The sequence below is a fragment of the Sphingomonas sp. Leaf198 genome, from assembly GCF_001424005.1.
Lineage (GTDB): Bacteria > Pseudomonadota > Alphaproteobacteria > Sphingomonadales > Sphingomonadaceae > Sphingomonas.
In genome coordinates this window covers 97,715-123,704 of the sequence record NZ_LMPX01000003.1, presented here as the reverse complement: position 1 = coordinate 123,704, position 25,990 = coordinate 97,715, and the positions used below count along the sequence as shown (strand labels likewise).

At 66.1% G+C, this 25,990-nt stretch carries 25 protein-coding genes; 13 read left to right on the top strand and 12 right to left on the bottom strand.

What is annotated here, in order from left to right:
* Window positions 1-129: 129 nt before the first annotated feature.
* Window positions 130-1,395 carry a NupC/NupG family nucleoside CNT transporter gene (locus ASG20_RS13120; protein ID WP_056053478.1) on the bottom strand — a complete coding sequence of 422 codons (1,266 nt, stop codon included), beginning with the start codon at window positions 1,393-1,395 and terminating at the stop codon, window positions 130-132.
* Window positions 1,396-1,537: 142 nt separating this feature from the next.
* Here ASG20_RS13120 and ASG20_RS13115 point away from each other — a divergent pair, with 142 nt between their 5' ends.
* The 6 genes from ASG20_RS13115 (at window position 1,538) to ASG20_RS13090 (ending at window position 5,562) form a co-directional block, all read left to right on the top strand.
* Complete coding sequence (locus ASG20_RS13115; protein WP_056053474.1) at window positions 1,538-2,185, top strand: queuosine precursor transporter; 648 nt, start codon at window positions 1,538-1,540, stop codon at window positions 2,183-2,185.
* 126 nt (window positions 2,186-2,311) lie between these two features.
* A complete protein-coding gene (gene argB, locus ASG20_RS13110) occupies window positions 2,312-3,229 on the top strand; it encodes an acetylglutamate kinase (protein ID WP_056053472.1) in 918 nt (305 codons plus the stop codon).
* Window positions 3,230-3,447: 218 nt separating this feature from the next.
* On the top strand, window positions 3,448-3,750 hold the full coding sequence (locus tag ASG20_RS13105; protein WP_056053469.1) for a YggT family protein: 303 nt from the start codon (window positions 3,448-3,450) through the stop codon (window positions 3,748-3,750).
* On the top strand, window positions 3,750-4,058 hold the full coding sequence (locus ASG20_RS13100; RefSeq protein ID WP_056053466.1) for a DUF167 domain-containing protein: 309 nt from the start codon (window positions 3,750-3,752) through the stop codon (window positions 4,056-4,058). The genes ASG20_RS13105 and ASG20_RS13100 overlap by 1 nt, the downstream gene beginning before the upstream one ends.
* Window positions 4,055-4,945: a bifunctional methylenetetrahydrofolate dehydrogenase/methenyltetrahydrofolate cyclohydrolase FolD gene (gene folD / locus ASG20_RS13095; protein WP_056053464.1), complete on the top strand. Its 891-nt coding sequence runs from the start codon at window positions 4,055-4,057 to the stop codon at window positions 4,943-4,945. The genes ASG20_RS13100 and folD overlap by 4 nt, the downstream gene beginning before the upstream one ends.
* Window positions 4,942-5,562 carry a MarC family protein gene (locus ASG20_RS13090; RefSeq protein ID WP_056053460.1) on the top strand — a complete coding sequence of 207 codons (621 nt, stop codon included), beginning with the start codon at window positions 4,942-4,944 and terminating at the stop codon, window positions 5,560-5,562. Before folD ends, ASG20_RS13090 begins: the two co-directional genes overlap by 4 nt.
* 123 nt (window positions 5,563-5,685) lie before the next feature.
* On the opposite strand, the gene ASG20_RS13085 is transcribed toward ASG20_RS13090, so the two are convergent.
* Window positions 5,686-7,473: a hypothetical protein gene (locus ASG20_RS13085; protein ID WP_056053457.1), complete on the bottom strand. Its 1,788-nt coding sequence runs from the start codon at window positions 7,471-7,473 to the stop codon at window positions 5,686-5,688.
* 124 nt (window positions 7,474-7,597) lie between these two features.
* Between ASG20_RS13085 and ASG20_RS13080 the strand changes: the two genes are divergently transcribed.
* Both ASG20_RS13080 and ASG20_RS13075 read left to right on the top strand, forming a co-directional pair.
* Complete coding sequence (locus tag ASG20_RS13080) at window positions 7,598-8,023, top strand: GtrA family protein (protein WP_200912556.1); 426 nt, start codon at window positions 7,598-7,600, stop codon at window positions 8,021-8,023.
* Between the two features lie 28 nt (window positions 8,024-8,051).
* Window positions 8,052-8,780, top strand: coding sequence for a class I SAM-dependent methyltransferase (locus tag ASG20_RS13075; RefSeq protein WP_056053455.1), 729 nt, complete (start codon window positions 8,052-8,054; stop codon window positions 8,778-8,780).
* Window positions 8,781-9,099: 319 nt separating this feature from the next.
* Here ASG20_RS13075 and ASG20_RS13070 read toward each other — a convergent pair whose 3' ends face one another.
* From ASG20_RS13070 to ASG20_RS13060, 3 genes are read right to left on the bottom strand one after another with little or no spacing between them, the layout of a single operon-like run.
* A complete protein-coding gene (locus ASG20_RS13070) occupies window positions 9,100-10,152 on the bottom strand; it encodes a glycosyltransferase family 2 protein (protein ID WP_056053451.1) in 1,053 nt (350 codons plus the stop codon).
* Between the two features lie 47 nt (window positions 10,153-10,199).
* On the bottom strand, window positions 10,200-12,305 hold the full coding sequence (locus ASG20_RS13065) for a RelA/SpoT family protein (protein WP_056053449.1): 2,106 nt from the start codon (window positions 12,303-12,305) through the stop codon (window positions 10,200-10,202).
* A gap of 47 nt (window positions 12,306-12,352) precedes the next feature.
* The gene (locus tag ASG20_RS13060; RefSeq protein WP_056053446.1) at window positions 12,353-12,682 is read right to left on the bottom strand and encodes a CC_3452 family protein; all 330 of its coding nucleotides are present in this window, start codon (window positions 12,680-12,682) and stop codon (window positions 12,353-12,355) included.
* A gap of 182 nt (window positions 12,683-12,864) precedes the next feature.
* Between ASG20_RS13060 and ASG20_RS13055 the strand changes: the two genes are divergently transcribed.
* Window positions 12,865-13,293: a winged helix-turn-helix transcriptional regulator gene (locus tag ASG20_RS13055; RefSeq protein WP_056054707.1), complete on the top strand. Its 429-nt coding sequence runs from the start codon at window positions 12,865-12,867 to the stop codon at window positions 13,291-13,293.
* An 89-nt stretch (window positions 13,294-13,382) separates the two neighbouring features.
* Here the strand turns inward: ASG20_RS13055 and ASG20_RS13050 are convergent, their stop codons facing one another.
* From ASG20_RS13050 to ASG20_RS13040, 3 genes are read right to left on the bottom strand one after another with little or no spacing between them, the layout of a single operon-like run.
* Window positions 13,383-13,808: an acyl-CoA thioesterase gene (locus ASG20_RS13050; RefSeq protein ID WP_056053443.1), complete on the bottom strand. Its 426-nt coding sequence runs from the start codon at window positions 13,806-13,808 to the stop codon at window positions 13,383-13,385.
* Window position 13,809: 1 nt separating this feature from the next.
* A complete protein-coding gene (locus tag ASG20_RS13045; protein ID WP_056053440.1) occupies window positions 13,810-14,586 on the bottom strand; it encodes a sulfite exporter TauE/SafE family protein in 777 nt (258 codons plus the stop codon).
* A 9-nt stretch (window positions 14,587-14,595) separates the two neighbouring features.
* A complete protein-coding gene (locus ASG20_RS13040) occupies window positions 14,596-15,804 on the bottom strand; it encodes an LL-diaminopimelate aminotransferase (RefSeq protein WP_056053436.1) in 1,209 nt (402 codons plus the stop codon).
* Window positions 15,805-16,133: 329 nt separating this feature from the next.
* Between ASG20_RS13040 and ASG20_RS13035 the strand changes: the two genes are divergently transcribed.
* The 3 genes from ASG20_RS13035 (at window position 16,134) to clpS (ending at window position 19,181) form a co-directional block, all read left to right on the top strand.
* Window positions 16,134-17,852: a PHA/PHB synthase family protein gene (locus ASG20_RS13035; protein ID WP_056053433.1), complete on the top strand. Its 1,719-nt coding sequence runs from the start codon at window positions 16,134-16,136 to the stop codon at window positions 17,850-17,852.
* A gap of 336 nt (window positions 17,853-18,188) precedes the next feature.
* Window positions 18,189-18,650 carry a phasin family protein gene (locus ASG20_RS13025; protein WP_056053424.1) on the top strand — a complete coding sequence of 154 codons (462 nt, stop codon included), beginning with the start codon at window positions 18,189-18,191 and terminating at the stop codon, window positions 18,648-18,650.
* 192 nt (window positions 18,651-18,842) lie between these two features.
* Window positions 18,843-19,181, top strand: coding sequence for an ATP-dependent Clp protease adapter ClpS (gene clpS, locus ASG20_RS13020; RefSeq protein WP_056053421.1), 339 nt, complete (start codon window positions 18,843-18,845; stop codon window positions 19,179-19,181).
* Window positions 19,182-19,342: 161 nt separating this feature from the next.
* Here clpS and ASG20_RS13015 read toward each other — a convergent pair whose 3' ends face one another.
* Window positions 19,343-20,026 (bottom strand): Crp/Fnr family transcriptional regulator, encoded by a 684-nt coding sequence (locus ASG20_RS13015; RefSeq protein ID WP_056054705.1) that lies wholly within the window; start codon window positions 20,024-20,026, stop codon window positions 19,343-19,345.
* Window positions 20,027-20,276: 250 nt separating this feature from the next.
* Between ASG20_RS13015 and murA the strand changes: the two genes are divergently transcribed.
* Complete coding sequence (murA, locus tag ASG20_RS13010; RefSeq protein WP_056053418.1) at window positions 20,277-21,560, top strand: UDP-N-acetylglucosamine 1-carboxyvinyltransferase; 1,284 nt, start codon at window positions 20,277-20,279, stop codon at window positions 21,558-21,560.
* A 395-nt stretch (window positions 21,561-21,955) separates the two neighbouring features.
* Here the strand turns inward: murA and phbB are convergent, their stop codons facing one another.
* The 3 genes from phbB to ASG20_RS12995 are packed head-to-tail and all read right to left on the bottom strand — an operon-like array spanning window position 21,956 to window position 25,899.
* A complete protein-coding gene (phbB, locus tag ASG20_RS13005) occupies window positions 21,956-22,678 on the bottom strand; it encodes an acetoacetyl-CoA reductase (protein WP_056053415.1) in 723 nt (240 codons plus the stop codon).
* 30 nt (window positions 22,679-22,708) lie between these two features.
* Entirely contained in the window at window positions 22,709-23,716 is a 1,008-nt protein-coding gene (hemH, locus tag ASG20_RS13000) for a ferrochelatase (RefSeq protein ID WP_056053412.1), read from the bottom strand.
* Complete coding sequence (locus ASG20_RS12995) at window positions 23,713-25,899, bottom strand: xanthine dehydrogenase family protein molybdopterin-binding subunit (protein ID WP_056053409.1); 2,187 nt, start codon at window positions 25,897-25,899, stop codon at window positions 23,713-23,715. The genes hemH and ASG20_RS12995 overlap by 4 nt, the downstream gene beginning before the upstream one ends.
* Window positions 25,900-25,990: the final 91 nt, after the last annotated feature.

The window sequence follows — 25,990 nt, the reverse complement described above, 5'->3', positions numbered from 1 at the left end:
CGTCGCCCCAGTCCCGTCATCTCAACCCCTCCGTCATCCTGACGAAAGTCAGGACCCAGAGCCATGAAGACCGACGCTCGTTACCCTGGATCCTGACTTTCGTCAGGATGACGGACGGATGGGCGGGATTCAGCCGATCAGCAGACCCGCGAGGGCTGCCGACATCAGGTTCGCCAGGCTCCCCGCCGCCAGCGCACGCAGGCCGAGCTTGGCGATCATCGGCCGCTGGTTCGGCGCTAGGCTGCCGGTCACCGCCATCTGGATCGCGATCGATGAGAAGTTCGCGAACCCGCACAGCGAGAAGGTGATGACCGCGATCGTCCGCGCGCTCAGTCCCTGCTGCGTCCCGAGCGAGATGTACGCGACGAATTCGTTCAGCACGATCTTCTGCCCGAACAGCCCGCCGGCGATCCCCGCCTCGCTCCACGGCACGTTGAGCAGGAACATGAGCGGCGCGAAGACATAGCCGAGCAGCCCCTGGAAGCTCAGCCCCGGCAGCCCGATCATGTTGCCAAGCCCGCCGAGCAGGCCATTCGCGAGCGCCACCAGCGCGACGAACGCCAGCACCATCGCGCCGACAGCGACGGCCAATCGGACACCGGTCTGCGCGCCCTGGGCTGCGGCCATGATCAGGTTGGCCGGCTTTTCCTCGTCGTGCGTCGCTTGCGGCATCGGTTCGCCTGCCGACGATTCACCCGGCAGATCGCCGAGCGCGAGTTCGCCCTCGGGTGGCATCACGCGGTCGGGCATGATGATCTTCGCCATCAGGATGCCGCCCGGCGCCGCCATGAAGCTCGCCGCCAGCAGATAATCGATCCGGATACCCATCGACGCATAGGCCGCGAGAATGGTGCCCGCGACGCCGGCCATGCCGCTGGTCATCACGGTGAACAGCTGCGCCGGGGTGAGCCCCGCCAGATACGGCCGGATGACGAGCGGCGATTCGCTCTGGCCGACGAAGATGTTCGCCGCCGCGCACAGCGATTCGACCTTCGAGACGCCGATGACCTTCTCGATCCCGCCGCCGACCCAGCGCACCACGAACTGCATGATGCCGAGATAATACAGGATCGAGACGAGGCTCGCGAAGAAGATGATCACCGGCAGCGCGGCGATCGCGAAGCTCTGCCCGCCGATCTCGGGGGTCGCCATCTTGCCGAACAGGAACTCGGTGCCCTTCTGCGAATAGCCGAGCAGGTTCGCGACCCCGCCGGACATCTCGCCGAGCACGATCTTGCCGAAGCTCGAATACAGTACCAGCACGGCGATCCCGGCCTGCAACGCGAACGCGGCGCCGACGATACGCAGGCGGATCGCGCGGCGGTCGCTCGAAAGCAGCACGGCGATGCCGAGGATGACGGCGATGCCTGCAAGGCCGATGACTAGTCTTTCCATGGACGCCCTGCATTTTTGACTGACACGCGCGGCCCCCCGGCTGCGCAAGGGCGGGACATGACACGGGCAGGCCGCGCTCGCCAGTTATTTGAGGGGCGCTAGTCATTTGACGGGGCGGCGGTTTTCGCTAGCGTCCCGCGCGATGGACAAACCACTTCCCGCGTTCCCGCGTTCGCTCTTCGTTTTCTCGGTGTTGTACGGCGGCATGGTGTGCATCGCCGGCGTGCTGGGGGTGAAGCAGGTCGCGCTCGGCCCGCTCGCGGTCGAGGCGGGGATCTTCGGCTTCCTCCTGCTGGTCGTGCTGAGCAGCGCGATTTCCGAGCTGCACGGCCAGAAGACCGCGACGTTTCTCGTGCGCCTCGGGTTCATTCCGTTGCTGGTGTCGGCGGCGCTGATCCACCTGGTGCTGGCCTTGCCGCACGATCCGGGGATGTACCCACCCGCGGTCGACGCGTTCCCGATCGTGGTCGGCCAGAGCTCGCGGATGATGATCGCGGGGCTGATCTCCTACGGCATCTCGCAGACGCTCAACGTGCTGATCTTCTCGAAACTGTCGGGACAGGTGGGCAGCGGCGAGGGCAAGCTGGTATGGCTGCGCGGCATGATCGCCAGCATCATCTCGCAGATCATCGACACGATCCTGTTCATCACCATCTCGTTCCTGGGTGAACGGCCGATCGTCGCGCTGATGGAGGGGCAGATGCTCACCAAGGTCATACTGTCGATCGTGCTGGTGCCGTTCATGATCACCTTTTTCGTGAAATTGGGACGGCGGCTGGACCGGGCATAATGTTAGATTTTTCCGTTCGTGCCGAGTAGAGACCGAGCCTGTCGAGGGCTCGTATCGAGGTACAGGTCTCTCGATACGCCATCTCGACGAGTGCTCGATGGCTACTCGAGACGAACGGAAGTTTAGTTGACCGATCACACGCCCGATCCCGCCCTGCTCGCCAAGGCGGAAACGCTCACCGAGGCGCTGCCGTATCTGCAGCGCTACGCCGGCAAGACGTTCGTCGTGAAGTACGGCGGCCACGCGATGGGCGATCCCGAGCTCCAGCGCGATTTCGCCGAGGACATGGTGCTGCTGAAAGCAGTCGGCATCAACCCGGTCGTCGTCCACGGCGGCGGGCCACAGATCGGCGCGATGTTGAAGCGGCTCGGCGTCGAATCGCGCTTCGTCGACGGCCTGCGCGTCACCGATGCGGAGACCGCGCAGATCGCCGAGATGGTTCTGGCGGGCTCGATCAACAAGGAAATCGTCGGCTGGATCGGCCAGGCCGGCGGCCGCGCGGTCGGCATCTCGGGCAAGGACGCCGGCCTCGTCCTCGCGCAGAAAGTCGGCCACGGCCGCGAGCCCGACAAGCTTCAGGGGATCGAGCGGCACGTCGATCTCGGCTTCGTCGGCGAGCCGATCGCGGTCGACCGGACCATCCTCGACACGCTGATCGCCGCCGATATCATCCCGGTGATCGCGCCGATCGGTATCGGCGCCGACGGCCACACCTACAACATCAACGCCGACACGATGGCCGGCGCGATCGCGGCCGCAATGGGTGCGGCGCGCTTCTTCCTGCTGACCGATATCGTCGGCGTGCTCGACAAGGAGGGCGAGTTGCTCACCGACCTCGACCCCGCGCGGATCGCCGAACTGCGTGCCGACGGTACGGTGACCGGTGGCATGATACCCAAGCTCGACACCTGCGTCGCGGCGGTCGAATCGGGCGTCGATGCCGCAGTGATCATCGACGGCCGCGTGCCGCACGCGATGCTGCTGGAGATCTTCACCAAACAGGGCGCGGGCACGCTGGTCAGCGCGAACGGGCGCTCGCGGTAGGAGGTCGTCTCCCACGCCCGTCATCCTGACGAAAGTCAGGATCCAGAGCCACACAGGGTAGCCTTCGTGGCTCTGGATCCTGGGTCAAGCCCAGGATGAAGGGAGCTGGGAGCGTCCGGTGCGACTAGAATCATCGCGCGCAGGCCAGCGATATCACAGGGCTTCTCGTTCTCCCCCCGCCACCTTATATCGGCAACACACCAGCGGAGACCCTTGCCTTGATCGCCCTTCTTCAGATCGTCCAGTTGCTGCTCAACCTCGTCTGGTGGGTGATCGTCATCCAGGCGGTGCTGTCGTGGCTGATCGCGTTCAACGTCATCAACACGCACAGCGATTTCGTCCGCACGGTCTGGAACGCGCTGCAGAAGATCACCGAGCCGCTCTATCGCCCGATCCGCCGCATCCTGCCCGATTTCGGCGCGCTCGACCTGTCGCCGCTGGTCGTGCTGCTGATCCTCTACATCCTGACCAACATCGTCATCCCGAACATCGCGCAGAACTACCTCGTCGCAGCCTATTGATGGGGCCTGCCGCCTGGCGGTCGGTCGATGACGGCCTGGCGATCGCCGTCCGCGTAACCCCGCGCGGCGGTCGCGACGCACTCGCCGCCGGAACGCTCGAGCATTTCGCCGCGAGGCTGGCAGCCGCCCCCGTCGATGGCGCCGCGAATGCCGGGCTGGTCGCCCTCGTCGCCAAGACCTTCGGCGTACCCAAGCGTGCCGTAACGATCATCTCCGGCGAAACCGCGCGCCTGAAGCGCCTGCACATCGCCGGCGACTCCACCGTACTGGCGGAAATCGCGTCCGCGCTCTATGGGCCGCGGGCATGAGCGCGACCATCATCGACGGCAAGGCCTTCGCCGCCGGCCTCCGGGCCCGTATCGCAGACGGCGTCACCGCCTTTCGGGCAAAGGCGGGCCGCGCGCCCGGCCTCGCCGTGGTGCTGGTCGGCGAGGATCCCGCCTCCAACGTCTATGTCCGCTCGAAGGGCAGGGCGACGCGCGAAGCCGGGATGGAAAGCATCGAGCACCGCCTCCCCGCCGACGTCCCCGCCAAAGACTTGCTCGCGCTGGTCGCGACGCTCAACGCTGATCCGACGATCGACGGAATCCTCGTCCAGCTACCCCTACCGAAACATATCGACGAGCAGGCGGTCATCTCCGCGATCGACCCAGACAAGGACGTCGATGGCTTCCACCCAATCAACGCCGGGCGACTCGCGACAGGGTTGCCCGGCTTCGTACCGTGCACGCCGTTCGGCTGCGTGATGCTGTTGAAGAGCGTGCTGCCGACCCTCAGCGGGCTCGAAGCCGTCGTCGTCGGTCGCTCGAACATCGTCGGCAAGCCGATGGCGCAGTTGTTGCTCCGCGAAAGCTGCACCGTCACCGTCGTCCATAGCCGCACGCAGGACGTTCCCGCGCACATCCGCCGCGCGGACATCGTCGTCGCGGCGGTCGGTATCCCGGAGATGATCAAGGGCGATTGGCTGAAACCCGGCGCGACCGTCATCGACGTCGGCATCAACCGGACCGATGCCGGCCTCGTCGGCGATGTCGATTTCGCGAGCGCGGTCGAGGTCGCAGGCGCGATCACGCCGGTGCCGGGCGGCGTCGGGCCGATGACGATCGCGTGCCTGCTCCGCAACACGCTGGTCTCGGCGGGGCGTCGCGAAGGCGTCGCCATCGACGAGGCCGCGCTGGATCGGACGGGCCTGTGATCGAACTCTACATCTCGTCGCTGATCACGTTCTTCGTGGTTATCGATCCGCCGGGCTGCGCACCGATCTATGCCGGGCTGTCGGCGGGGGCCTCGACCGTGCAGAAGCGCGCGATGGCGATGCGCGCGGTCGGCGTGGCGGCGGCTATCCTGTTCGTGTTCGCGCTGTTCGGCGAGGCGTTGCTGAAGGGCCTCGGGATCAGCCTGGCCAGCTTCCGCATCGCCGGCGGCATCATGCTGTTCCTGATCGCGCTCGAAATGGTGTTCGAGAAGCGCACCGAACGCCGTGAGGACCGTGCCGCCAAGGTGGCGAGCGATCCCGAGGTCGAGGACGTCTCGATCTTCCCGATGGCGATGCCGATGATCGCTGGCCCCGGCTCGATCGCGTCGGTGATGCTGTTGATGAGCCGCAACAGCGGGCTCGAGCGCTCGGCCGTGGTGCTCGGCGCGATGGTGACGATCCTGCTGCTGACCTTGGTCGCACTGCTGGCAGCCGGCCCGATCATGCGGATCCTCGGCGCGAAGATCGAGGCGGTGATCACCCGGTTGCTCGGCGTGCTGCTGGCCGCGCTGGCGGTGCAGTTCGTGATCGACGGCCTGACCGAGGTGCTGCGCTAACTCGGCCGTAACTCCAGTCGTCATCCCCGCGAAGGCGGGGACCCATACTGGCTGACCGTGCGATCTATCACTGACTTCAGAGGATATGGGTCCCCGCCTCCGCGGGGATGACGGCGGTGCGGTTCAGTCCACCTTGAACAACCGCAACGGCGACTTCGCCGGCAGCGGTAGCGGCGTCAGCCACGCCGGCACCTCGTTATTCGCCATCTGCGCATAGAACCCCTTGGGACTGCGCGCCTTGTAGTTGGTCGATTCCGCCGCGTTCGGGCACAGCAACAGCATCGTCGCGCCGTGGCGCTTGATGATCGCATGCGCCTGATCGGGCGTCCCGCCGAACGCATGCTGCACGTCGAGGATCGCGTCGCCGTTGCGGTGATACGGCCCCGCCACCGCATTGTGATGCGTGATCGTGATCAGCCGCGGCCCCATGTCGACGAAGGTGAACACCGTCTGCGCAGGGTATTTGTTCAGCGCGAGCAGCACGGTCGTCCGCAGACAGTTGCCGGTCGCCATGTTGACGCGCTTCTCATACGGCTTCGGCCGGTCGATCGGGAAATACTGGATCACCATCCCGGCAAACAGTCCCGACACGATCAGGAACGCACCGACCGTCCCCAGCACGCGCACCGCCACCGACCGGTTGCCGAGCAGCCGCGGCAGGATCAGCCACCCGAGCGCGGTCGCCCCCGGAATCGCCAGCAACTGCGCCGCCGGTCCGGCACGGACCTGCCACAACAGCATCGCACACGCGAAGGCCGTGAACAGCGCGACCGCCGCCCAGCCGACGGCCCGGTCGTCGTGACGCGCACGCCATGCGGCAAGGATCGCCCCGATCAGCCCGATGATCGGTAGCGTCGCGAGCGCGAACCCGACGCGGAAACTATGCTTGTAGATCGGCTTGGCCTCGCGGACATTGTCCAGCCAGTTGCGTTGCAGCTCGGGCGAAATCCCCTCGGGCCGCCCCAGGCATTGCGGGAACACCAGCGCGAACCCCGCGACGATCGCCGCACCCGCCACGACCGCCAGTGCTAGCCGAGCCCCCCGCGAAGCTGGCCCGAACCGCGCGAGCAAAAACAGCAGCATCCCCGCCGCGATCATCACGCTCAGCCATACCGGCGTCAGCGCATCGCAGCGCATCGCCTGGTTGGCGTTCGACGCGAACAGCGCGAACCCCAACGTGCTGCCGCCGCCGAGCGTCAGCGCATAGATCGACAGCCGCTCGGCCTCCGACCGGTCCCACACCCAGCGCAGCGCGATGATCGCCCCCGCCATCGCCGCATACGGCAGCAGCTCGAGCCCGATCGACAACGACACCGCGCTGGCGAGCCCGACCATCGCGCCACCGCGACGGCCGTTCGTATCGCACAGCCCCGCCACCGTCAGGCTCAGCATGGCGAGTTGCCAGCCATGATGATCGATCCGCTCGGGCATGAACATCAGCATCGTGCCGGTCGCGCCGACCATGATCACGACGGCAAGTGGCCAGGCGTAAGGACTGATCAGCCGCCGCACGGTCGCGCCGATCCCCAGCATCGCGATCGACAGCGGCAGCAACGGCGCGATCCCGCAGGCCAGCCGCTCCGCCCAGCTGTTGCTCGTGAACAGGCGGAAGAACAGGATCAGCCCGGCGATCGGCAGGTCGACGATGCGGCTCCAGTGGATGTCGAACCCGACCGGCGGGTTCATCCGGTAGTTGCGCAGATCGTACCACCCCTGCCCGTCGAGCAGCGCACGGACCTGCATCAGCCGCATGTTGTCGTCGGTATCGCCGAGCGACAGCCAGCGGATCTGGCCCCAGCGATCGAACATCGACCACGCCGCCACCGCCACCCAGGCGAGCAGCGTCAACGCGATCCAATGCCGATCGAGTTCGTCCAGCAACGTCCGCCGCTGAAGTGGTGCCTGATCCAAAACGCTTTCCTCCAGCCCGCACGCACTCTAGATGCGCGGGCGTATCTCAAGCGTCGCTCTATCGCGGTGTCCGTAAAGAACAAGGCACCGGCGCGATCGCCGGAGGGTAAAGAACAAGGCGGGCATGCAGGCGATTTGGCGACAGATGGAGCAGATGCGGGCGAGCGGCGTGCTCGGCCAGCTCGTGCGCTTCGGAATCGCCGGCGGGATTTCCAGCGTGGTGTATTCGCTCGTCTACCTGCCGCTGACCGCGTATGTCTTTCCACCACGCCAGGCGGTGGCGGCGGTGCCGTTCGCCTTCGTGGTCGCCGTCGTGGTGGGATTCTTCCTGCACAGCCGCTGGAGCTTCAAGGGACACGCCAAGGAGCCGGGCGCCGGGCGGCATGTGAAGTTCGTGATCGTCCAGGGCGCGGGTCTGGCGCTCAACGCGCTGATCACGTGGGTCGGCACCGCGGTGTTCCACCTGCACCCGTGGATCCCGCTCGTCCCCGCCGTGCTGCTCGCGGCGATCGTGAGTTTCGTACTCAACCGTCTCTGGGTTTTCAACTGATGCTGCCAACGAACTGGACGACTTACTGATGGACCGTATCGTCTACGACCGGATGGCCGCCCACGACTCCACCCACTGGTGGTACCGCGCGCGCCGCGACATCCTCGCCGATTACCTGACCCGCTACGGCGCGTTGCCGAAGGATGCGAAGATCCTTGAGATCGGCTGCGGCACCGGCCACAACCTGCCGATGCTCGCCGCGTTCGGCAGCATCGACGCGATCGAGATCGACCCTGCCGCGCGCGAGATCGCCAGCGAACGGCTCGGCAAACCGGTCGGCGCGTCACCGTTGCCCGAACTGCCGGGCGTGCCGCGCGCGCACTACGACCTGATCGCGGTGCTCGATGTGGTCGAGCATATCGAGGACGACGTCGCCGCGTTGAAGGCGATGGCGGATTGCCTTGCGCCGGGTGGCAAGATCCTGATCGCGGTGCCGGCGCACCAGTGGATGTGGAGCGCACACGACACCGTGAACCACCACCACCGCCGCTATTCGAAGGCCACGCTCAAGACAGCGATCGAGACGGCGGGCCTGAAGCCCGAAAAGCTCGGCTATTTCAACTCGCTGCTCTTCCCGCTGGCGGCGGCGGCGCGGATCGCCGGCCGCCTCTCCGGCCGCGACGACAGCGATGATTCCCCGCCACCCAAGCTGGTGAATGCGCTGTTCGAGAAGATCTTCCGCCTGGAACGCCACATGGTCGGTCGCCTGCCGATGACCCCGGGTGTCTCGATCGTGACGCTGGCGGTGCCGCGGTAAGCCTGCCTTAGGCACGCGCGCGCCTCTATATCCGTTCGTCCTGAGCGAAGTCGAAGGACAGGCCACGCGCGCAGGGGCTTCGACGACGCTCCGCACGAACGGAGAGTGGAGGCTGGGACGCACCTCCAATTACCACTCAGGCGAAGGCGGGTCCATTTCCCGCTGTCCTACACGCCCCGCCGGTGTCATGCTCGTTGTCCGGTTCGTTCACGCCGTCACTATCGCCTGTGTACCCCTGCAGCCCACCGGCTTTGCACGCGTATGACGATGAATACCCCTCTTCGCGGCCTGTCTAAGTGTTTCTTGGTGTGACTTTATCCTAACCTTTGGGCGGGACCGCCGCGGTAACAGCAGGCTCGAGACGGTCGGGGAGTGGGGCCTCGACGGGCTCCGCGCGAAACCCGAGTGTCGCCTTGCCCTGGATCGGCCCCGCAACGTCGGCGACGATATACAGCGGCCGCCGCTTCGACTCGACGTACAGCCGCCCGAGATACTCGCCGATCATCCCGAGCACGAACATCTGCACCGCGCCCAAGAACACCGTGACGAGCATCGTCGAGGTCCAGCCCTGCACAGCGCTGCCCGAGAGCCAGCCGATCGCGATATAGACGAACAGGAGCAGCGACACGCCGGTCAGCGCCAGCCCCGCATGGCTGGCGAACCGCAACGGCGCGGTCGAGAACCCGGTGACGGCGTCGAACGCGAGCCGGATCATCTTCGCGAGCGGATAGTTCGTCTCGCCCGCGAGCCGCTCGGCGCGATCATACGGGAAGGGGACCTGCTTGAAGCCGATCCAGGCGACCATGCCGCGGATGAAGCGCGCCTGTTCGGGGAGCGACAGGAACGCATCCAGAGCGCGCCGGCTCATCAGGCGGAAGTCGCCGGTGTCGAGCGGGATCGGCGTCTCGGTCATCCGCGTCAGCAGGCGGTAGAAGGCGGCGGCCGTAGCCTTCTTGAACACCGTCTCGCCCGCGCGCTGGCGGCGGACCGCGTAGACCACGTCGGCCTGGCTCGCCGCCATCGCCGCGCGCATGTCTGACAGGAGTTCGGGTGGGTCCTGGAGATCGGCGTCGATGATCAGGATCTGCTCGCCCGCGCAGAGATCGAGACCGGCGGTCAGCGCGAGCTGGTGGCCGTGGTTGCGCGAGAGGTTGATCGCGACGAGCCGCGGGTCGGCGGCGGCGAGGCGCTGCATCACGGGCCAGCTGTCGTCGCGCGAGCCGTCGTTGATCAGGACGATCTCGTAATCGTCGCCAACCGCGACCTTCGCCGCACCCGAAATGCGTGCGTGCAGGATGTCGAGGCACGCTGCCTCGTTATAGCAGGGGACGACAATCGAAAGGGCCGGGATCGAAAGGGCTGGACGGTTCATCGCCCCCGTCTAGCGTCCGTCGCGCCCGCCGTCATCGTCGGATGTTTCTACACCCGCTCCACGCTGTGCACCGCATCTGCCGCGCGCAGCCCGGCCATCAGCCGCATCAGCTGCTGCACGTCATGCACTTCGACGTCGATCTCGTTGGTGTGGAAGCTCTTGTCGCGCGTATCGAGCCGCAGGTTCATGATGTTCGCCTTGTGCCCGCCGATGATCGTCGAGACGATGCCGAGCGAGCCCGGCTCGTTCTTCACCATCACCGATATGCGTGCGACGGCGCCCTCGGTCTCGTCGCCCCAGGCAACGTCGACCCAGTCGGTCTCGTTTTCCGATCGCTCGGCGAGTTCGGCGAGAACCTTGCAGTCGATCGCGTGGACCTCGATCCCGGCATCGGGCCGGCGCAACCCGACGATGCGGTCGCCCGGCACCGGATGGCAGCACGTCGCGAGGTCGTAGGCGACGCCGGGGGTCAGGCCCTTGATCGAGATCGCGCTCGATTGCGGCGCGAGCGCATGTGTCACGTCCGCGCCCGCCGAGCCGGGCATCAGCGCCTCCATCACCGCCGCATCGGACAGCGTCCGCCGCGCGATCGCCACCATCAGCGACGAATCGTCGGGCAGTTTCAGGCGCTTCAGCGCGTGGCTGAGTGCATCGGTGCCGATCTGCGCGGGCAGGCGGGTGACGATATCCTCGTACAGGGTCTGGCCGAGCGCGATCTGCTCGACGCGCTCCTTCTGGCGCAGGTGCCGGCGGATCGCGGCGAGCGCCTTGCCCGTGGTCGCGACATTGAGCCATTGCGGCTGCGGCGACTGGCCCTTCGAGCGCAGGATCTGCACTTGATCCCCGTTCTCGATCACCGTCGACAGCGGCACGACGCGGCCATTCACCTTCGCACCGACCGCCTGATCGCCGAGATCGGTGTGCACCGCGTACGCGAAGTCGATCGAGGTCGCGCCCTTGGGCAGCTGGATCAGCTCGCCCTTCGGCGTGAACGCGAAGATGCGATCGGTGTACATCGCCATCCGCGTGTGTTCGAGCAGCTCTTCCGGGCTCTCGGCGGTATCGAGGATCTCGACGAGGTCGCGGATCCAGCTGACTTGCCGGTCGCTGCCGTTGATCTGCTGCTTGTAGGCCCAGTGCGCCGCCAGCCCGAACTCGGCCTGCGCGTGCATGTCGGCGGTGCGGATCTGGATCTCGATCCGCGCGCTGTCGGCGTGGATCACCGAGGTGTGCAGCGAGCGATAGCCGTTGCGCTTGGGTGTCGAGATGTAGTCCTTGAACCGACCCGGCACCATCGGCCAGCGCTGGTGGATGATCCCGAGCACGCGGTAGCAATCCTCTTCGGTCGGCACGATCGCTCGGAACGCCATCACGTCGGACAGCTGCTCGAAGCTGATGTGGCGCTCCGACATCTTCCGGAAGATCGAATAGGGATGCTTCTCGCGCCCCGAGATTTCGGCCTCGACTCCGGCGCGCGCGAGCACCGCTTTCAACCCCGACGCGATTTTCTCGATGCGGTCGCCGTCGCCCTGCTTGAGCTGTTCGAGGCGGCGGTTGATCGATTCGGAGGCTTCGGGCTCGAGCTGTTCGAACGCCAGCGACTGCATCTCGCGCATGAACTCGTACATGCCGATCCGCTCGGCGAGCGGCGCGTAGATGTCCATCGTCTCCTTGGCGATGCGACGGCGCTTCTCGGGCTTCGAGATGTGATGCAGCGTCCGCATGTTGTGCAGGCGGTCGGCGAGCTTCACCAGCAGCACGCGGATGTCGTCGGACATCGCGAGCAGGAATTTGCGCAGATTTTCGGCGGCGCGTTCGTTCTCGGTCTGCGCTTCGATCTTGCTGAGCTTCGTCACGCCGTCGACGAGCCGCGCGACGGAGGCGCCGAACAGCCGTTCGATCTCCTCTGGCGTGGCGACCGTATCCTCGATCGTGTCGTGGAGGATCGCGGTGGCGATCGTCTCCGCATCGAGATGGAGGTCGGTCAGGATTCCGGCCACCTCGATCGGGTGGCTGAAATACGGATCGCCGGACGCACGCTTCTGGCTCCCATGCGCCTGCATGGAGAAGACATAGGCGCGGTTCAGCATCGCCTCGTCGGCGTCGGGATCGTAGTCGAGGACGCGATCGACCAGTTCATATTGGCGCAGCACGGACCGTAGATGGGGCCGTGCCGCGCCCTTTTGCAACAAAATCCTCGTTATTTCGCGTGGTTGTTGCACGCGGCCAGCGCTTCGGCGTCATAGGCCTTGCCCGCGACCGTAAAACTGGCGAGCGGCCCCACGCGCTTGGCGACCGCAGCGCAAAGGATCACGTCGCGCTGGGGCGCCTTGCTGGAGACGAATGCCGCATTCTCCCAGCGCCACGGCGTGCCGTTGGTGATCAGCCGGGTGGAGGCGGGCGCCGCGGCGGGGACGGCGATGTAATAATTGATCGGGGTCTGCGCCGATGCCGGTGTCGCGACCGGTGCGGCGAACCCCGTTGCTAGAGCGGGAACGGCGGTCAGAAGGGCGCGGGTGATGCGAGACATCGGTCGACTCCTAAAAGGTTTCTAATTGCTACTTATCCGGATGCGTTTTGAGTTGCAACTGAAAACCGAGGCATTTCGCTCCGGTCGTTTATGCGGTACCGTTGCTGTCCAATAAGGAAGACGCCGTGGGAAAATTGCGCGAACCCCTGCTCGAATGCAGCCTGCCCGCCGCGCTGGAGGCGATGGGCGAGCGATGGTCGTTCCTGATCCTGCGCGCGTCGTTCAATGGCCTGCATCATTTCGAGGAGTTCCAGTCGGAACTGGGGATTGCGCGCAATATCCTCGCGAACCGGCTCGCGCGGCTGGTCGAGCATGGGATCCTGGAGCGGCAGCCTATTCCGGAGGATCGGCGCAAGATCGCCTACGGTCTGACCGACAAGGGGTTCGCGCTGCTGCCGACGATGATCGCGCTACGGCAATGGGGCGAGCGGTGGGAGACATGCGTGCCGGCGTTCCCGATCCTGGTCGACGCGCGCGATCGGCGGCCGTTGCAGCCGGTGTCGGTGCGGTCGCACGACGGGCGCGTGCTGGGGAAGGGCGACCTGATCTGGGCGCTGCCTGGGGAAGTGGCCGGAGATGGGGTGGAGGCTGAGGCCGAGGCGGCGGAGTAACTGCCTTCGCCCTCTCTTCCTTGTTCTCCCGCGAAGGCGGGAGCCCAGTCTGGACCCCCGCCTTCGCGGGGGAACATGCTATCTAAGGTTTATTGGGCGGGCAGCGCTTCGAGCACCGTGCGGATCGCGTCCGGCAGAGCTACCGGCCGGCCGGTCTCCAGATCGACGTGCACGCTGACCATGGTGATGACGGTGTGCAATTCCCCCGTCTCCGCATGCGCGAGCTCGAACCGCTTCGTCAGGCTGGTCGTCCCAAGCTTCTCGATCCGCACGAACGCCTCGACCGTATCGCCGAGGCGGAATGGTTTGAGGTAATCGATCTCGGTCCGGCGGACGTTGAACTCGGTGGTCGGCCACAGATCAGGCAGAGCCTCCGCGATCCCGGTCCATTCCCAGAACTCGGTAACCGCGACGTCGGCATATTCGAGATAGCGCGAGTTGAAGACGATGCGCTGCCCGTCGATCTCGGCATAGCGCACGCGGAACCTGGTCGAAAAGGCGAAGCCCGGCCTCATATCAGAAGATCAGCTTCACGCCGACCAGCGCCAGCACGGTCGCGAGGACGGGGACCAGCACGCGGTCGGAAACGCGCGTCGCAATCAGGCTGCCGACGATGATGCCGGGGATCGAGCCGATCAGCAGCGACACGAGCAGGTCGACGTCGACCGAGCCGAGGATCCAGTGACCGATCCCGCCGAGCAGCGTCAGCGGTACCGCGTGAGCGATGTCCGACCCGACCAGCCGGTTGATCGGGAGCGTGGGGTACAGGATCAACAGCGCGGTCATGCCCAGCGCGCCGGCGCCGACCGAGGTCAGCGAGACGAGCACGCCGAGGACTGCGCCGAGCAGGATGGTCAGCATCGCCTGGCGCTCACCACCAACCGTGCCGATCCGAGGCGTCAGCCACGCGACGATCCTGCCGCGGAAGAACGTCGCGACCGCCGACAGGATCAGCGTCACGCCGAGAACGACGGTGATCGCGTGGCCGGTGTCGGACGATTTCTCGCCGAGATGGTTGAGCACGAGCAACGTCGCGATCGCCGCGGGGACGCTGCCGGTCGCGAGCCGGCGCACGACCTGCCAGTCGACCGTGCCGCGCCAGCCATGCACCGTCGTCCCGACCGTCTTGGTCGCCGACGCGTAGAGCAGGTCGGTGCCGACCGCGGTGGCGGGGTGGAAGCCGAAGACGAGTACCAGAAGCGGCGTCATCAGCGACCCGCCGCCGACACCCGTCAGCCCGACGATGAGGCCGACGAGCACGCCGGCCACCGAATATAACGGATTGATATCCACGCTGGCGGGTTAGCCGGCGCCACGCGCGGGCGTGTTGACGCCCATCGACTGGAGATATTTCTTCACGTTGCGCGCCGCCTGGCGGAGCCGCTGTTCGTTCTCGACCATCGCGATCCTCACATAGCCCTCGCCGTTTTCGCCGTAGCCGACCCCTGGGGCAACGGCGACCTGCGCGTGAGTCAGCAATTGTTTGGTGAACTCAAGGCTACCTAAGTGCGCGAGTGCGGGCGGCAGGGGGGCCCACGCAAACATGCTCGCGCGGGGGCTCGGTATATCCCAGCCAGCGCGGCCGAAGCTCTCGACCAGCACGTCGCGGCGCTTGTGATAGAGCTGGCGGTTGCGCTCGACGATGTCCTGCGGGCCGTTGAGCGCGGCGCAGGCGGCGGCCTGGATCGGCGTGAACGCGCCGTAATCGAGGTACGACTTCACGCGCGTCATCGCCGCGATCAGCGTCTTGTTGCCGACCCCGAAGCCCATCCGCCAGCCGGCCATCGAGTATGTCTTGCTGAGCGAGGTGAACTCGATCGCGACGTCCTTCGCGCCCGGGACCTGGAGGATCGAGGGGGTCGGCTTGCCGTCGAAATACAGCTCCGAATAGGCGAGGTCGGAGATCACCCACAGCTTGTGCTTCTTCGCGAATGCGACGACGCGCTCGTAGAAGGCGAGATCGACGACTTCGGCGGTCGGGTTCGACGGATAGCCCATCACCAGCACCGACGGCGCGGGGACGGTGAACGCCATCGCGCGCTCGAGGCTCTCGAAATACGCCTCGTCCGGGGTCGTCGGCACCGCACGGATCGTCGCGCCGGCAATGATGAAGCCGAAGGTGTGGATCGGATAGGACGGGTTGGGCGCGAGCACGACGTCGCCGGGCGCGGTGATCGCGGTGGCCAGACTCGCGAGGCCTTCCTTCGAGCCCATCGTCACGACGACCTCGGTCTCGGGATCGACGTCGACGCCGAAGCGGCGGCCGTAATAATTCGCCTGAGCTTTCCGCAGGCCGGGGATGCCCTTCGACTGCGAATAGCCGTGCGCGCTGGGCTTGCGCGCGACTTCGACGAGCTTCTCGATGACGTGCTCGGGGGGCGGCAGATCGGGATTGCCCATGCCGAGATCGATGATGTCCTCCCCGCCCGCGCGCGCCGCCGCCCGCATCGCGTTCACTTCGGCGATGACATAGGGGGGTAAGCGTTTGATGCGGTAGAAGTCTTCGGACATGATCAGCCTCTAGCTGGAGGAGCGGGTGCTGTACCGCAGGTGAGCGGGGGCGTCATCCGCCTCATTCGTCGCGGGGGCGAAAGCTTGGGTATTTTGGCTGGGCTCCACTTTCTATCCTCCCCCGCAAGGGGGAGGTGGCACCGAAGGTGACGGAGGGGGAGGCAGGCGCAACCTCTGCTCCGTGTCCTCCCCCTCCGTCTGGCAAGGGCCAGCCACCTCCCCCTGGCGGGGGAGGATCGTTGAGCATCCTGCGACCACAAATCGTCGATGTGACCATGCTTCCGCCCAGCCGGCGTCTGCGTTAAGCTCCCGAAAAAGCAGAGGATGCCATGGCCGATACTCCTCCCGACGCCTCCACGCCGACCCTCCCCGATCTCCAGCATTGGACGTGGGTGATGGGGCGTGCGCAGCAGATGATGATGGAGCAGGGCCTCGCCGCGATGCAGACGAAGCCCGAGGGGATCCCAGCAATTCCGGGCTTCACCGACCCCGCGACACTGGAGCGTGCGCGCGATTTCTGGGCCGAGAGCCTGACTTTGTGGCAGCGGTTTCTCGATCCCGCCAAGGCGCCCGATCCCGCGCCCATCACCGACAAGCGCTTCAAGGCGCCGCAGTGGCGCGAGCCGGTGTTCGACCTGATCCGGCAGAGTTATCAGCTGATCGGCGACCACATGCTGCGCGGCGTCGAGGCGGTGGACGGGCTCGACCCGAAGCAGAAAGAGCAGTTGCGGTTCGCGACCAAGGGGTTCGTCGATGCGATGAGCCCGACCAATTTCGCGCTGACCAACCCGCAGGTGATCGAGAAGACGATCGAGACGCGCGGCGAGAATCTGCTCAAAGGTCTGCAGAACATGATGGCGGACCTGGCCCGAGGGCAGGTGACGCATACGCCGGACGGCGCGTTCGAACTCGGCCGCAACCTGGCGATGACGCCGGGCAAGGTGGTGAAACGCACGCCGCTCTACGAACTGATCCAGTACAGTCCGACCACCGAGACCGTACTCGCGACGCCACTCGTGATTTTCCCGCCATGGATCAACCGGTTCTACATTCTCGACCTGACGCCGGAGAAGAGCTTCATCCGCTGGGCGGTCGAACAGGGCATCACCGTGTTCATGGTGTCGTGGAAATCCGCCGATTCGAGCATCAAGGACGTCGTCTGGGACGATTATGTCGGGGCGCAGGTCGAGGCGATCGACACGGTGCGCGCCGCGCTCGACGTGCCGGCGGTGCATACGATCGGCTATTGCGTGGCGGGGACGACGCTGGCCGCGACGCTGGCGCTGCTCGCGGCGCGGGGTGAGGCGACGAAAGTGGCTAGCGCGACGTTCTTCACCGCGCAGGTCGATTTCGCGCAGGCTGGCGAGCTACAGCATTTCATCGACGACGAGCAGTTGAAGATGGTCGCGTCGCTGTCGCCCGAGGGGTTCCTCGACGGGCGCTACATGGCGACGACGTTCAACCTGCTGCGCGGGCGCGACCTGATCTGGAATTACGTCACGCAGAATTACCTGCTGGGGCAGGATTACGTGCCGTTCGACCTGCTCCACTGGAACGGCGACACCACCAACCTGCCCGCGAAATGGCATCTGAGCTATCTCACCGACCTGTACCGCGACAACCTGCTGGTTACGGGCACGATGACCGTGGACGGTACGCCGATCGATCTCACCAAGGTCGCGACGCCGAGCTATGTCCAGGCGGGGCGCGAGGATCATATCGCGCCGGCCGAGAGCGTGTGGAAGCTGACCCAGTTGTTCGCGGGCCCGCTAAAGTTCGTGCTGGCGGGGTCGGGGCACATTGCCGGGGTCGTGAACCCGCCGGCTGCGGGCAAGTATCAGTTTTGGACCAATCCCTCCGCGCATACGACGCTCGATGACTTCGTTGCGGGGGCCACCGAGACCAAGGGAAGCTGGTGGCCGGACTGGGTCGAATGGGTGCGGGCGATCGATCCGAAAACCGTTGCGGCCAAAGGGGTTAGGCAACCTGGAACAGGGGCTTTCGCGGCGCTCGGCGATGCGCCGGGGGAATACGTCAAAACCCGATAACACCACCTTCCGTAAACGTCATGGTGCAGTGCACAAATTCATTGTGCGCCGCCGCGAATCGTGTAGAAGGATCGCGACATAACTCCGAAGAGAGGTGCGTGGATGGTGGATATCGTGAAACGGACGGCCAAGACCGGTTCGAAGCCTGCCGCCACCGCGAAGGCTCCTCGGACCGTCGCCAAGCCGGCACAACCGGCACCCAGGCCGGTCGCCAAGACGCCGGCGATCGACACTCCTCCCGCGGCTGCTTTTGTATCGCCGCAACCAGACTCTCCCGCCCCGATTATGGCCGTCGCGCCAACGGGGATCCCAGCTAGCGACACAAAGGACGCCACGATGGACACGATCCAGAGCATCACCGAGAAGACCAAGGCCCTGTTCACCAACGGGTTCAGCGGCACCACGACCAGCGAGTTCAGCGAGCAGGCCAAGGGCGCGATGGAAAAGTCGGCGAAGATGGTCGAGGACATGACTGCATTCGGCAAGGGCAACATCGAGGCGCTGGTCGAATCGTCGAAGATCGCCGCGAAGAACGTCGAGGCGCTCAGCCACGAGGCTGCCGAGTACGCCAAGACCTCGTTCGAGAGCGCGACCGAAGCCGCCAAGACGCTCGCGGCCGCCAAGTCGCCGACCGAGTTCATGAAGCTCCAGGGCGATTACGCGCGTACCACGTTCGACACGATGATCGCCGAGGGCTCGCGCTCGACCGAGCGTCTGCTGAAAATGTTCGGCGAGTTCGCCCAGCCGATCTCAAACCGCGTTGCGGTCGCGACGGACAAGATGAAGATCTCGGCATAAGCCGATAGCGCGCCGCCCTCGGGCAATGCGACACGAAAGGGGCGGCCGTCACGCGACGGTCGCCCCTTTTGCGTTGCGGATTTCGCGCGAGGTTTGCGGGCGCCCCCCTTGCTCTTGCCCCCCGGCATGCCATATTTTGACGGCATGCTTTTGACCCCTGAAATGACGACTCCCCGGCGGACGGGCGAGCAGATGGCCGAGCGCCGCGACGATGGTGGCGAGGATGGCAATGGCGGCACCGGCGCCGGCATCGCGACCAAGACGCGCGCGAAGACTAAACAGCCGACGCCGTACCGTGTGCTGATGCTCAACGACGACTATACGCCGATGGAGTTCGTCGTGCTGTGTCTGCAGCGCTTTTTCCGGATGGATATGGAGGCCGCGACGCGTGTGATGCTGCACGTCCATCAGAAGGGCGTCGGGGTGTGTGGCACGTTCAGCTACGAGGTGGCGGAGACCAAGGTGAGCCAAGTGATGGATTTCGCCAAGCAGAACCAGCACCCGCTACAGTGCACGCTCGAGAAGGCGTGAGCCTGACACTTTGAGCTAAACGTCGTGCTCATCCTCATTCGCAACGGGGAAGTGGTACCGAAGGTGACGGAGGGGGGGGTAAAAACCCCTGCTCAGTGTCCTCACCCTCCATCTGGCAAGGGCCAGTCACCTCCTCTGACGGGCAAGGATCTCACCACAAGTTACCGCGCTGGTGGCAACCAGCGCAGGTCAAGCCCGTCGAACCGGTCGATGTAATTCGCCGCCTGCGCCAATTGCACCTCGTTGAGCAGCGTAACCCGGCCCGTCTCCCGCCGAATCAGGCCGTCTTCCTCCAACTGCCGAAGCATGCGGTTGACGTGGACCGCGGTAAGCCCGGTGGCGTCGCCGATCTCCTCCTGCGTAAGACCGAGCATGAAGCTGTCGCCCATCGCGCGGTCGCGCATCCGCAGTCGGTTGCGCATCTCGAGAAGCAAAGCCGCGATCCGCGCCTTGGCCGAGGTACGACCGAGTGCGGCGAGACGGTCGGTAAGTGCGACCCTCTCCATCTGGTTCATCACCATGATCAGCGCCGACAGCCGCGGGTGATCGGTGACGAGCCCGGTCATCGCCGAGCGATCGAACGAACACACCGTGCAGTCGGTCAGCGCGACCACCGTTTCGGGAGAGTCGCGGTACACCAGCGCCGAGACCGCCAGCATGTCGCCGGCATAGAGGAAGCGCAGAATCTGGCGGCTGCCGTCATCGAGCAGCACATAGCTCATCGCCATGCCGCGCTGCAGGATGAAGAGTTCGGCCTGCGGATCATTCTCGCGCACGAGGACGGCACCGCGACGCAAGTCTCGCGGGCGCTCCTCCAACCGCGCTAACGCAGCCTTCTCGTTCATCGACAGGTCGATGAGATCGCCGACGCGGTCGGCGAAGCAGCTGTCCGGCACTCTGTAATGGTCCCCAATGTTCGAGAACCACAGAGCAAAGCTAGGATTTCCGCGCATTAAAGTCGATCAAGCGGGGGTGTTAGCGCTACGGAAGCAGTGAGCGGTCCCAACGCGGGACTTGACCCCCCGGCAGTATCCGCCCGTCGCCTGATCGATGCGCGGCCCTTGCGCAGAACGCCAGCCGCGATAGACACCCGGGATGGACCGTATTCTCATTCGCGGCGGCAATCGCCTGTCCGGGCGCCTGCCCATCTCCGGTGCGAAGAACGCCGCGCTCACGCTGATGCCGTGCGCGCTGCTGACCGAAGAGCCGCTGACACTGCGCAATCTGCCGCGGCTGGCGGATGTCGACGGGTTCGGACATCTTCTCAATCAGTTAGGCGCGTCGACCGCGATCCAGGGGACGCGACCAGAGGATTTCGGTCGGGTGATGACGATCCGCGCGGGCAATCTGACCTCGACCGAAGCGCCGTACGACATCGTGCGGAAGATGCGCGCGTCGATCCTGGTGCTCGGGCCGTTGCTCGGGCGGGGCGGCGAGGCGACGGTGTCGCTGCCGGGTGGCTGCGCGATCGGTAACCGGCCGATCGATCTGCACCTGCGCGCACTTGAGGCGATCGGTGCCGAACTTGAGATGGCCGCGGGCTATGTGAAGGCGATCGCGCCGGGTGGACGCCTGCCGGGCGGCCGCTTCCGCTTCCCGATCGTGTCGGTCGGCGCAACCGAGAACGTCGTGATGGCGGCGGTGCTCGCCAAGGGTACGAGCGTGATCGAGAACGCCGCGCGTGAGCCTGAGATCGTCGACCTGTGCAACTGTCTCGTCGCGATGGGCGCGTCGATCGACGGGATCGGCACCGAGACGCTGACGATCGAAGGCCGCGATCGGCTGCACGGCGCGACCTATGCGGTGATGCCCGACCGGATCGAGGCGGGCAGCTATGCGTGCGCGGCGGCGATCACCGGCGGCGACCTGGAACTGGTCGGCGTGTCGATCCCGGACATGGGCGCGACGATCGATGCGCTGGTCGAGGCGGGCGTGTCGGTGACGCCGACCAAGGACGGCGTGCGGGTCGCGTCCGACGGCAAGCTGCAACCCCTGACCCTCTCGACCGCGCCCTACCCCGGTTTCGCGACCGACATGCAGGCCCAATTTATGGCAATGCTTTGCATGGCCGACGGCGCCAGCATGCTTACCGAAACGATCTTCGAGAACCGCTACATGCACGTGCCCGAACTGGCACGGATGGGCGCGGACATTCAGGTGCACGGCCGCACCGCGATGGTCCGCGGCGTCGACAAGCTGGTCGGGGCGCAGGTTATGGCGACCGACCTGCGGGCTTCGATGAGCTTGATTTTGGCGGGGTTGGCGGCGGATGGCGAGACGTCTGTGGGCCGGGTGTATCACCTCGACCGTGGGTATGAGCGGTTGGAGGAGAAGCTGAGCGCGGTTGGTGCGGATATCGAGCGCGCTAGCGACGGGTGAGGGCTTGGTGTCCTAGTTTGAGCCGGGGTAGCCCTCTCCCCTCTGGGGAGAGGGTTGGGTGAGGGGCAGCCAAGCAATGCTGCGCCTGGAACTCCCCTCACCCCCACCCTCTCCCCGGAGGGGAGAGGGAGTAGGTTGCCGAGCGCTTCGTTGGCTTCCTTGCTCGCCGCGGACGCTGTGGCGTTCGGTGTAAGCAGCGCTACTCGTTCCCCCGCGAAGGCGGGGGCCCAGGATCAAGCAAGACCGTCCTCGGTAATCCGGTAGACATCTAATCAGCGCCGCCGGCAAAGCCGCCGTCGGACGGGTTCGGCCTAGCCGACCCGCCGGCCGTGCCGGGCGCTGCCCGCTCGCTCCGCTTGCTGGCATCGGCGCGGACGTTGCCGCGCCTGCGCCCGTCAGTACATGTGCTGACCGCCATTGATGCTCAGCGTCGACCCGGTAACGAACCCGCCCTCCTCCGAGCACAGAAACGCTACGCCGCGCGCGATCTCGGTAGCCTGGCCAAGGCGCCCGACCGGGATTTTCGCAACGATCTTCTCCAGAACGTCGGCCGGCACCGCCGCCACCATGTCCGTATCGATATACCCCGGCGCGATCGCGTTGACCGTTACGCCCGCACGCGCGCCCTCCTGGGCCAGGGCCTTCGTGAAGCCGTGGATGCCCGACTTGGCCGCAGCATAGTTCACCTGGCCGTACTGCCCGGCCTGGCCGTTGATCGAGCCGATGTTGACGATCCGCCCCCATTTGCGCGTGCGCATGCCGGGGAACACCGCCTTGGCCATGTTGAAACAACCGCCAAGATTGGTGTCCATCACCTCTTTCCAATCCTGGTACGTCATCTTCAGGATGGTGCCGTCGCGGGTGATGCCGGCGTTGTTCACGACGATATCGACGTCGCCCAGATCGGCGGCGACCTGCGCGCAACCCGCTTGGCACGCGTCGTAGTCGGCGACGTCCCACTTGTAGGCCGCAATGCCCGTGCGCTCGGTGAACTCCTTCGCGCGCGTGTCGTTGCCGGCATAGGTGGCCGCCACGGTCAGGCCCATGTCCTGCAATGCGAGACTGATCGCTTCGCCGATTCCGCGCGTACCACCGGTTACAATTGCGACGCGTGCCATCAGTCTCTCTCCTCAGTGTTTTGCCGAAGGCTAGCCAGCCCGCACCCATCCTTCAAGCTCGCGTGCCAAAATGCTGCGCAACATTCTCACGCCGACCGGGCTGTCGTTGAGGCAGGGGAGATAGGCGAAGTGCGTGCCGCCAGCTTCCTCAAAGCTCTCGCGACCGCGGATCGACAGTTCCTCGAGCGTCTCCAGGCAATCCGCGGAGAACCCCGGCGCGAAGATCGCCACCTTGGTCTTGCCCGCCCTAGCGAGCGCAACGAGCGTCTCGTCGGTTGCCGGCCCCAGCCACTTCTGCGGCCCGAACCGCGACTGGAACGCGATCGTCAACTCGCGCCCCATCCCCTCGCCAAGCAACCGCGCGGTCTTCTGGCAGTGGCAGTGATACGGATCGCCCTGCTGCAACGTCCGCTTCGGCATCCCGTGGAAGCTGGCGACGATCGCATCGGGCGTGAAATCAAGCGCGGAGAGCCCCTCTTCAAGCGAGTCCTTCAGCGCGTCGATATAGAGCGTGTCGTCATAGTAAGGCGGCAGTGTGCGGATCGCCGGCTGCCAGCGCAATCCGGCGAGGTGCTTGAACGCCTTGTCGTTCGCGGTCGCGGTCGTTGCTGCGCAATATTGCGGATAGAGCGGCGCGAGCAGGATGCGTTCACAGCCCGCCGCCTTCATCGCGGTCAGCCGGTCCGAGATCGACGGATTGCCGTAGCGCATCGCCCAGTCGACCAGCACTTCCGGACCGAACGAATCCTTCAGCGCGGCGGCCTGCAACCGCGTGATCGCAGCGAGCGGCGAGCCGTCCTCGCGCCAGACCTGCGAATAGGCATGCGCGGACTTTTTCGGGCGGGTGTTGAGGATGATGCCGCGAAGGATCGGCTGCCATGCGATCTGCGGGATCTCGACAACGCGCGAATCGGACAGGAACTCGCCGAGATAGCGCTTCACCGATTTCGCATCGGGGCCATCGGGGGTGCCGAGGTTCATCAGCAACACGCCGATCTTTGGTTTCGGAATCGGGGGGTGATCGGGGGGCAGGGTCATGGCGCTGGTCTTAAAGGCAAATTGCGGATGCGGAAGCCCGTTGACGCATAGAGCGCATTGGCGATCGCCGGTGCGACCGCGGGGACGCCGAGTTCGCCGACGCCGCCGGGGGCTTCGTCGCTTCGGATCACCTCTACCGTGATATCGGGCGTGTCGGCGAGGCGGGGCAGGCCGATCGTGTCGAACCCGCGCGCGTCGGCGAGGCCGCGAGTGAAGCCGGTCGAGGCACCGAGCGCGGCGGCCATGCCGAAGATCAGCCCGCCCTCGATCTGCTGGCGGACGATGTCGGGATTGATCTGCGCACCGCAATCGACCGCGGCGACGAGGCGGTCGACCACCGGGCGCTGGTCCGCGCCGATGTGCGCCTCTGCCATGACGGCGATGTAGCTGCCGCGGAACGCGTGGGCTGCGATCCCCTGGCCGCTGCCGGCGACGCCGCCGTCCCAGCCGCCGAGCGCCGCCGCGGTCGAGAGGCAGCGGGCGAGTCGCGGTTCGCCGCCGAGCATGGCGATGCGGAACGACATCGGTTCGGACTGCGCGGTGCGCGCGAGTTCGTCGAGGAAGCATTCGGTGAAGAACGCGGTGTAGCCGTGTGCGCCGCCGCGGAGGTGGCCGGTAGGGATGCCGATCTCGGCAGGGTGATGCTCGACCGTATAGGCGGGGATGCGATAGACTGGCGCCGCGCCCGCGACGGCGTAGCGGTCACCTTTGACGCCGATCAGCGCGGCTTCGGTCGCGAGGCCCGGCATCATCCGGCGTGCCATCTCGGCGCCGGTCGAGGGGGCAGCGATGTTGGCCGACCAGCCCATGATCGCGCCGTTGGGGGCGAGCCGTGCGGCCATCTTCGCGACGGCGGGCGGGCGGTAGTGATCGTGGAGCGAATCCTCGCCACGCGACCAGGCGAGGCTGACCGGGCGTCTTAGCTTTACCGCCAGCACTGCCGCCTGTTCGGCGACATCGTGTTCGAGCGCGGCGCCGAACGATCCGCCGATCAGCATCGGATGGACGACGACGGCATCCTCGCTGAGGTCCGCCGCCCGCGCTGCTGCCGATCGTGCGAGCCCCGGTGCTTGCGTTGCCAGCCAGAGTTCGAGGCGGCCGTTGGAGAAGGAGGCGGTTGCGCTGCGGGTCTCGATCGCTGCGTGCAGACCGAGGCCCGCGCGGTAGTTTGCGGTGACGAGCTTGGCACCCTGGAAGGTCGTGGCGACGTCGCCTGCGGCCGCCATCTGCTTGCCGGGACGGGCTAGCGCGGCGTCGAGTGCTGCGTCGATCGACTTGGTATCGGGGAGGGGGATGTCGTTCTCGAATCGCGGTGCGAGCGCGTCGAGCGCCTTTTGTGCGGCCCACCCTGTCGTTGCGACGGCCGCCGCCCAGCGCGGGTTCTCGACCACCGACAGCACGCCGCGGATGCGGTCGGCGGCGGCACGGTCGACCTTTGTCAGGCGACCGCCGACCGGGCCCTGGCGGATTGCGGCGTGGACCATGTCGGCGAGGCGGACGTCGCCGGCGAAGTTGGCCGAGCCGTCGACTTTCGAGGGGGTGTCGAGGCGGGGGACGGATTTGCCGACAAGCTTGCCCGCGCCCTGGATGTCGAGCGGGAGGGGATCGGGGAGGGTGAACTTCGCGGCTTCCTCGGCGAGTTCGGCGAAGCGGATGCGCTTGGTTTGGTAGGTGCAGAAGCCGGCGTCGACGTTGACCTGGGTCCAGTCGGCGTCCCAGCGTTTGGCCGCCGCCATGCAGAGCAGCGCGCGGGCGCCTGCGCCGGCCTCGCGACAGGCTTGCTCGAACATCCGGATCGAGCTTGATCCGCCAGTCAGCATCGGTGGCCGCGTCGTGCCTTGCGGGAGGCGGTCGAGCAGACCTTCGAACAGGTCGCGTGTGCCGATCGGGTTGGCGTAGAGCGGGTTGAGCGGGGCGGGCTCGACGCCGACGGTGCGCCAGTCCGCGCCGAGTTCGTCCGCGACGATCTGGGGGAGGGTGGTGTAAACGCCCTGACCGTGCTCGACTTGCGGGACGGCAACGGTGACGTGCCCGTCGGTGCCAATCTTGAGCCACGCGCCGAACGGGGTTTCGCCGGGGTTGGCGACGAGGTTTGGGGCGTAGGTTCGTGGCCAAAGGCCCCAGGCGACGACAAGGCCGATCCCCGCGCCGCCGCCGACGAGTATGCTGCGCCTGTTGATCATGAGGTGGCTCTAATCCTTCTCCCCCACGGGGAGAAGGTGGCGCGAAGCGTCGGATGAGGGGGAGTGGGTCTCCGAGGCTGTGCCGGGAGTC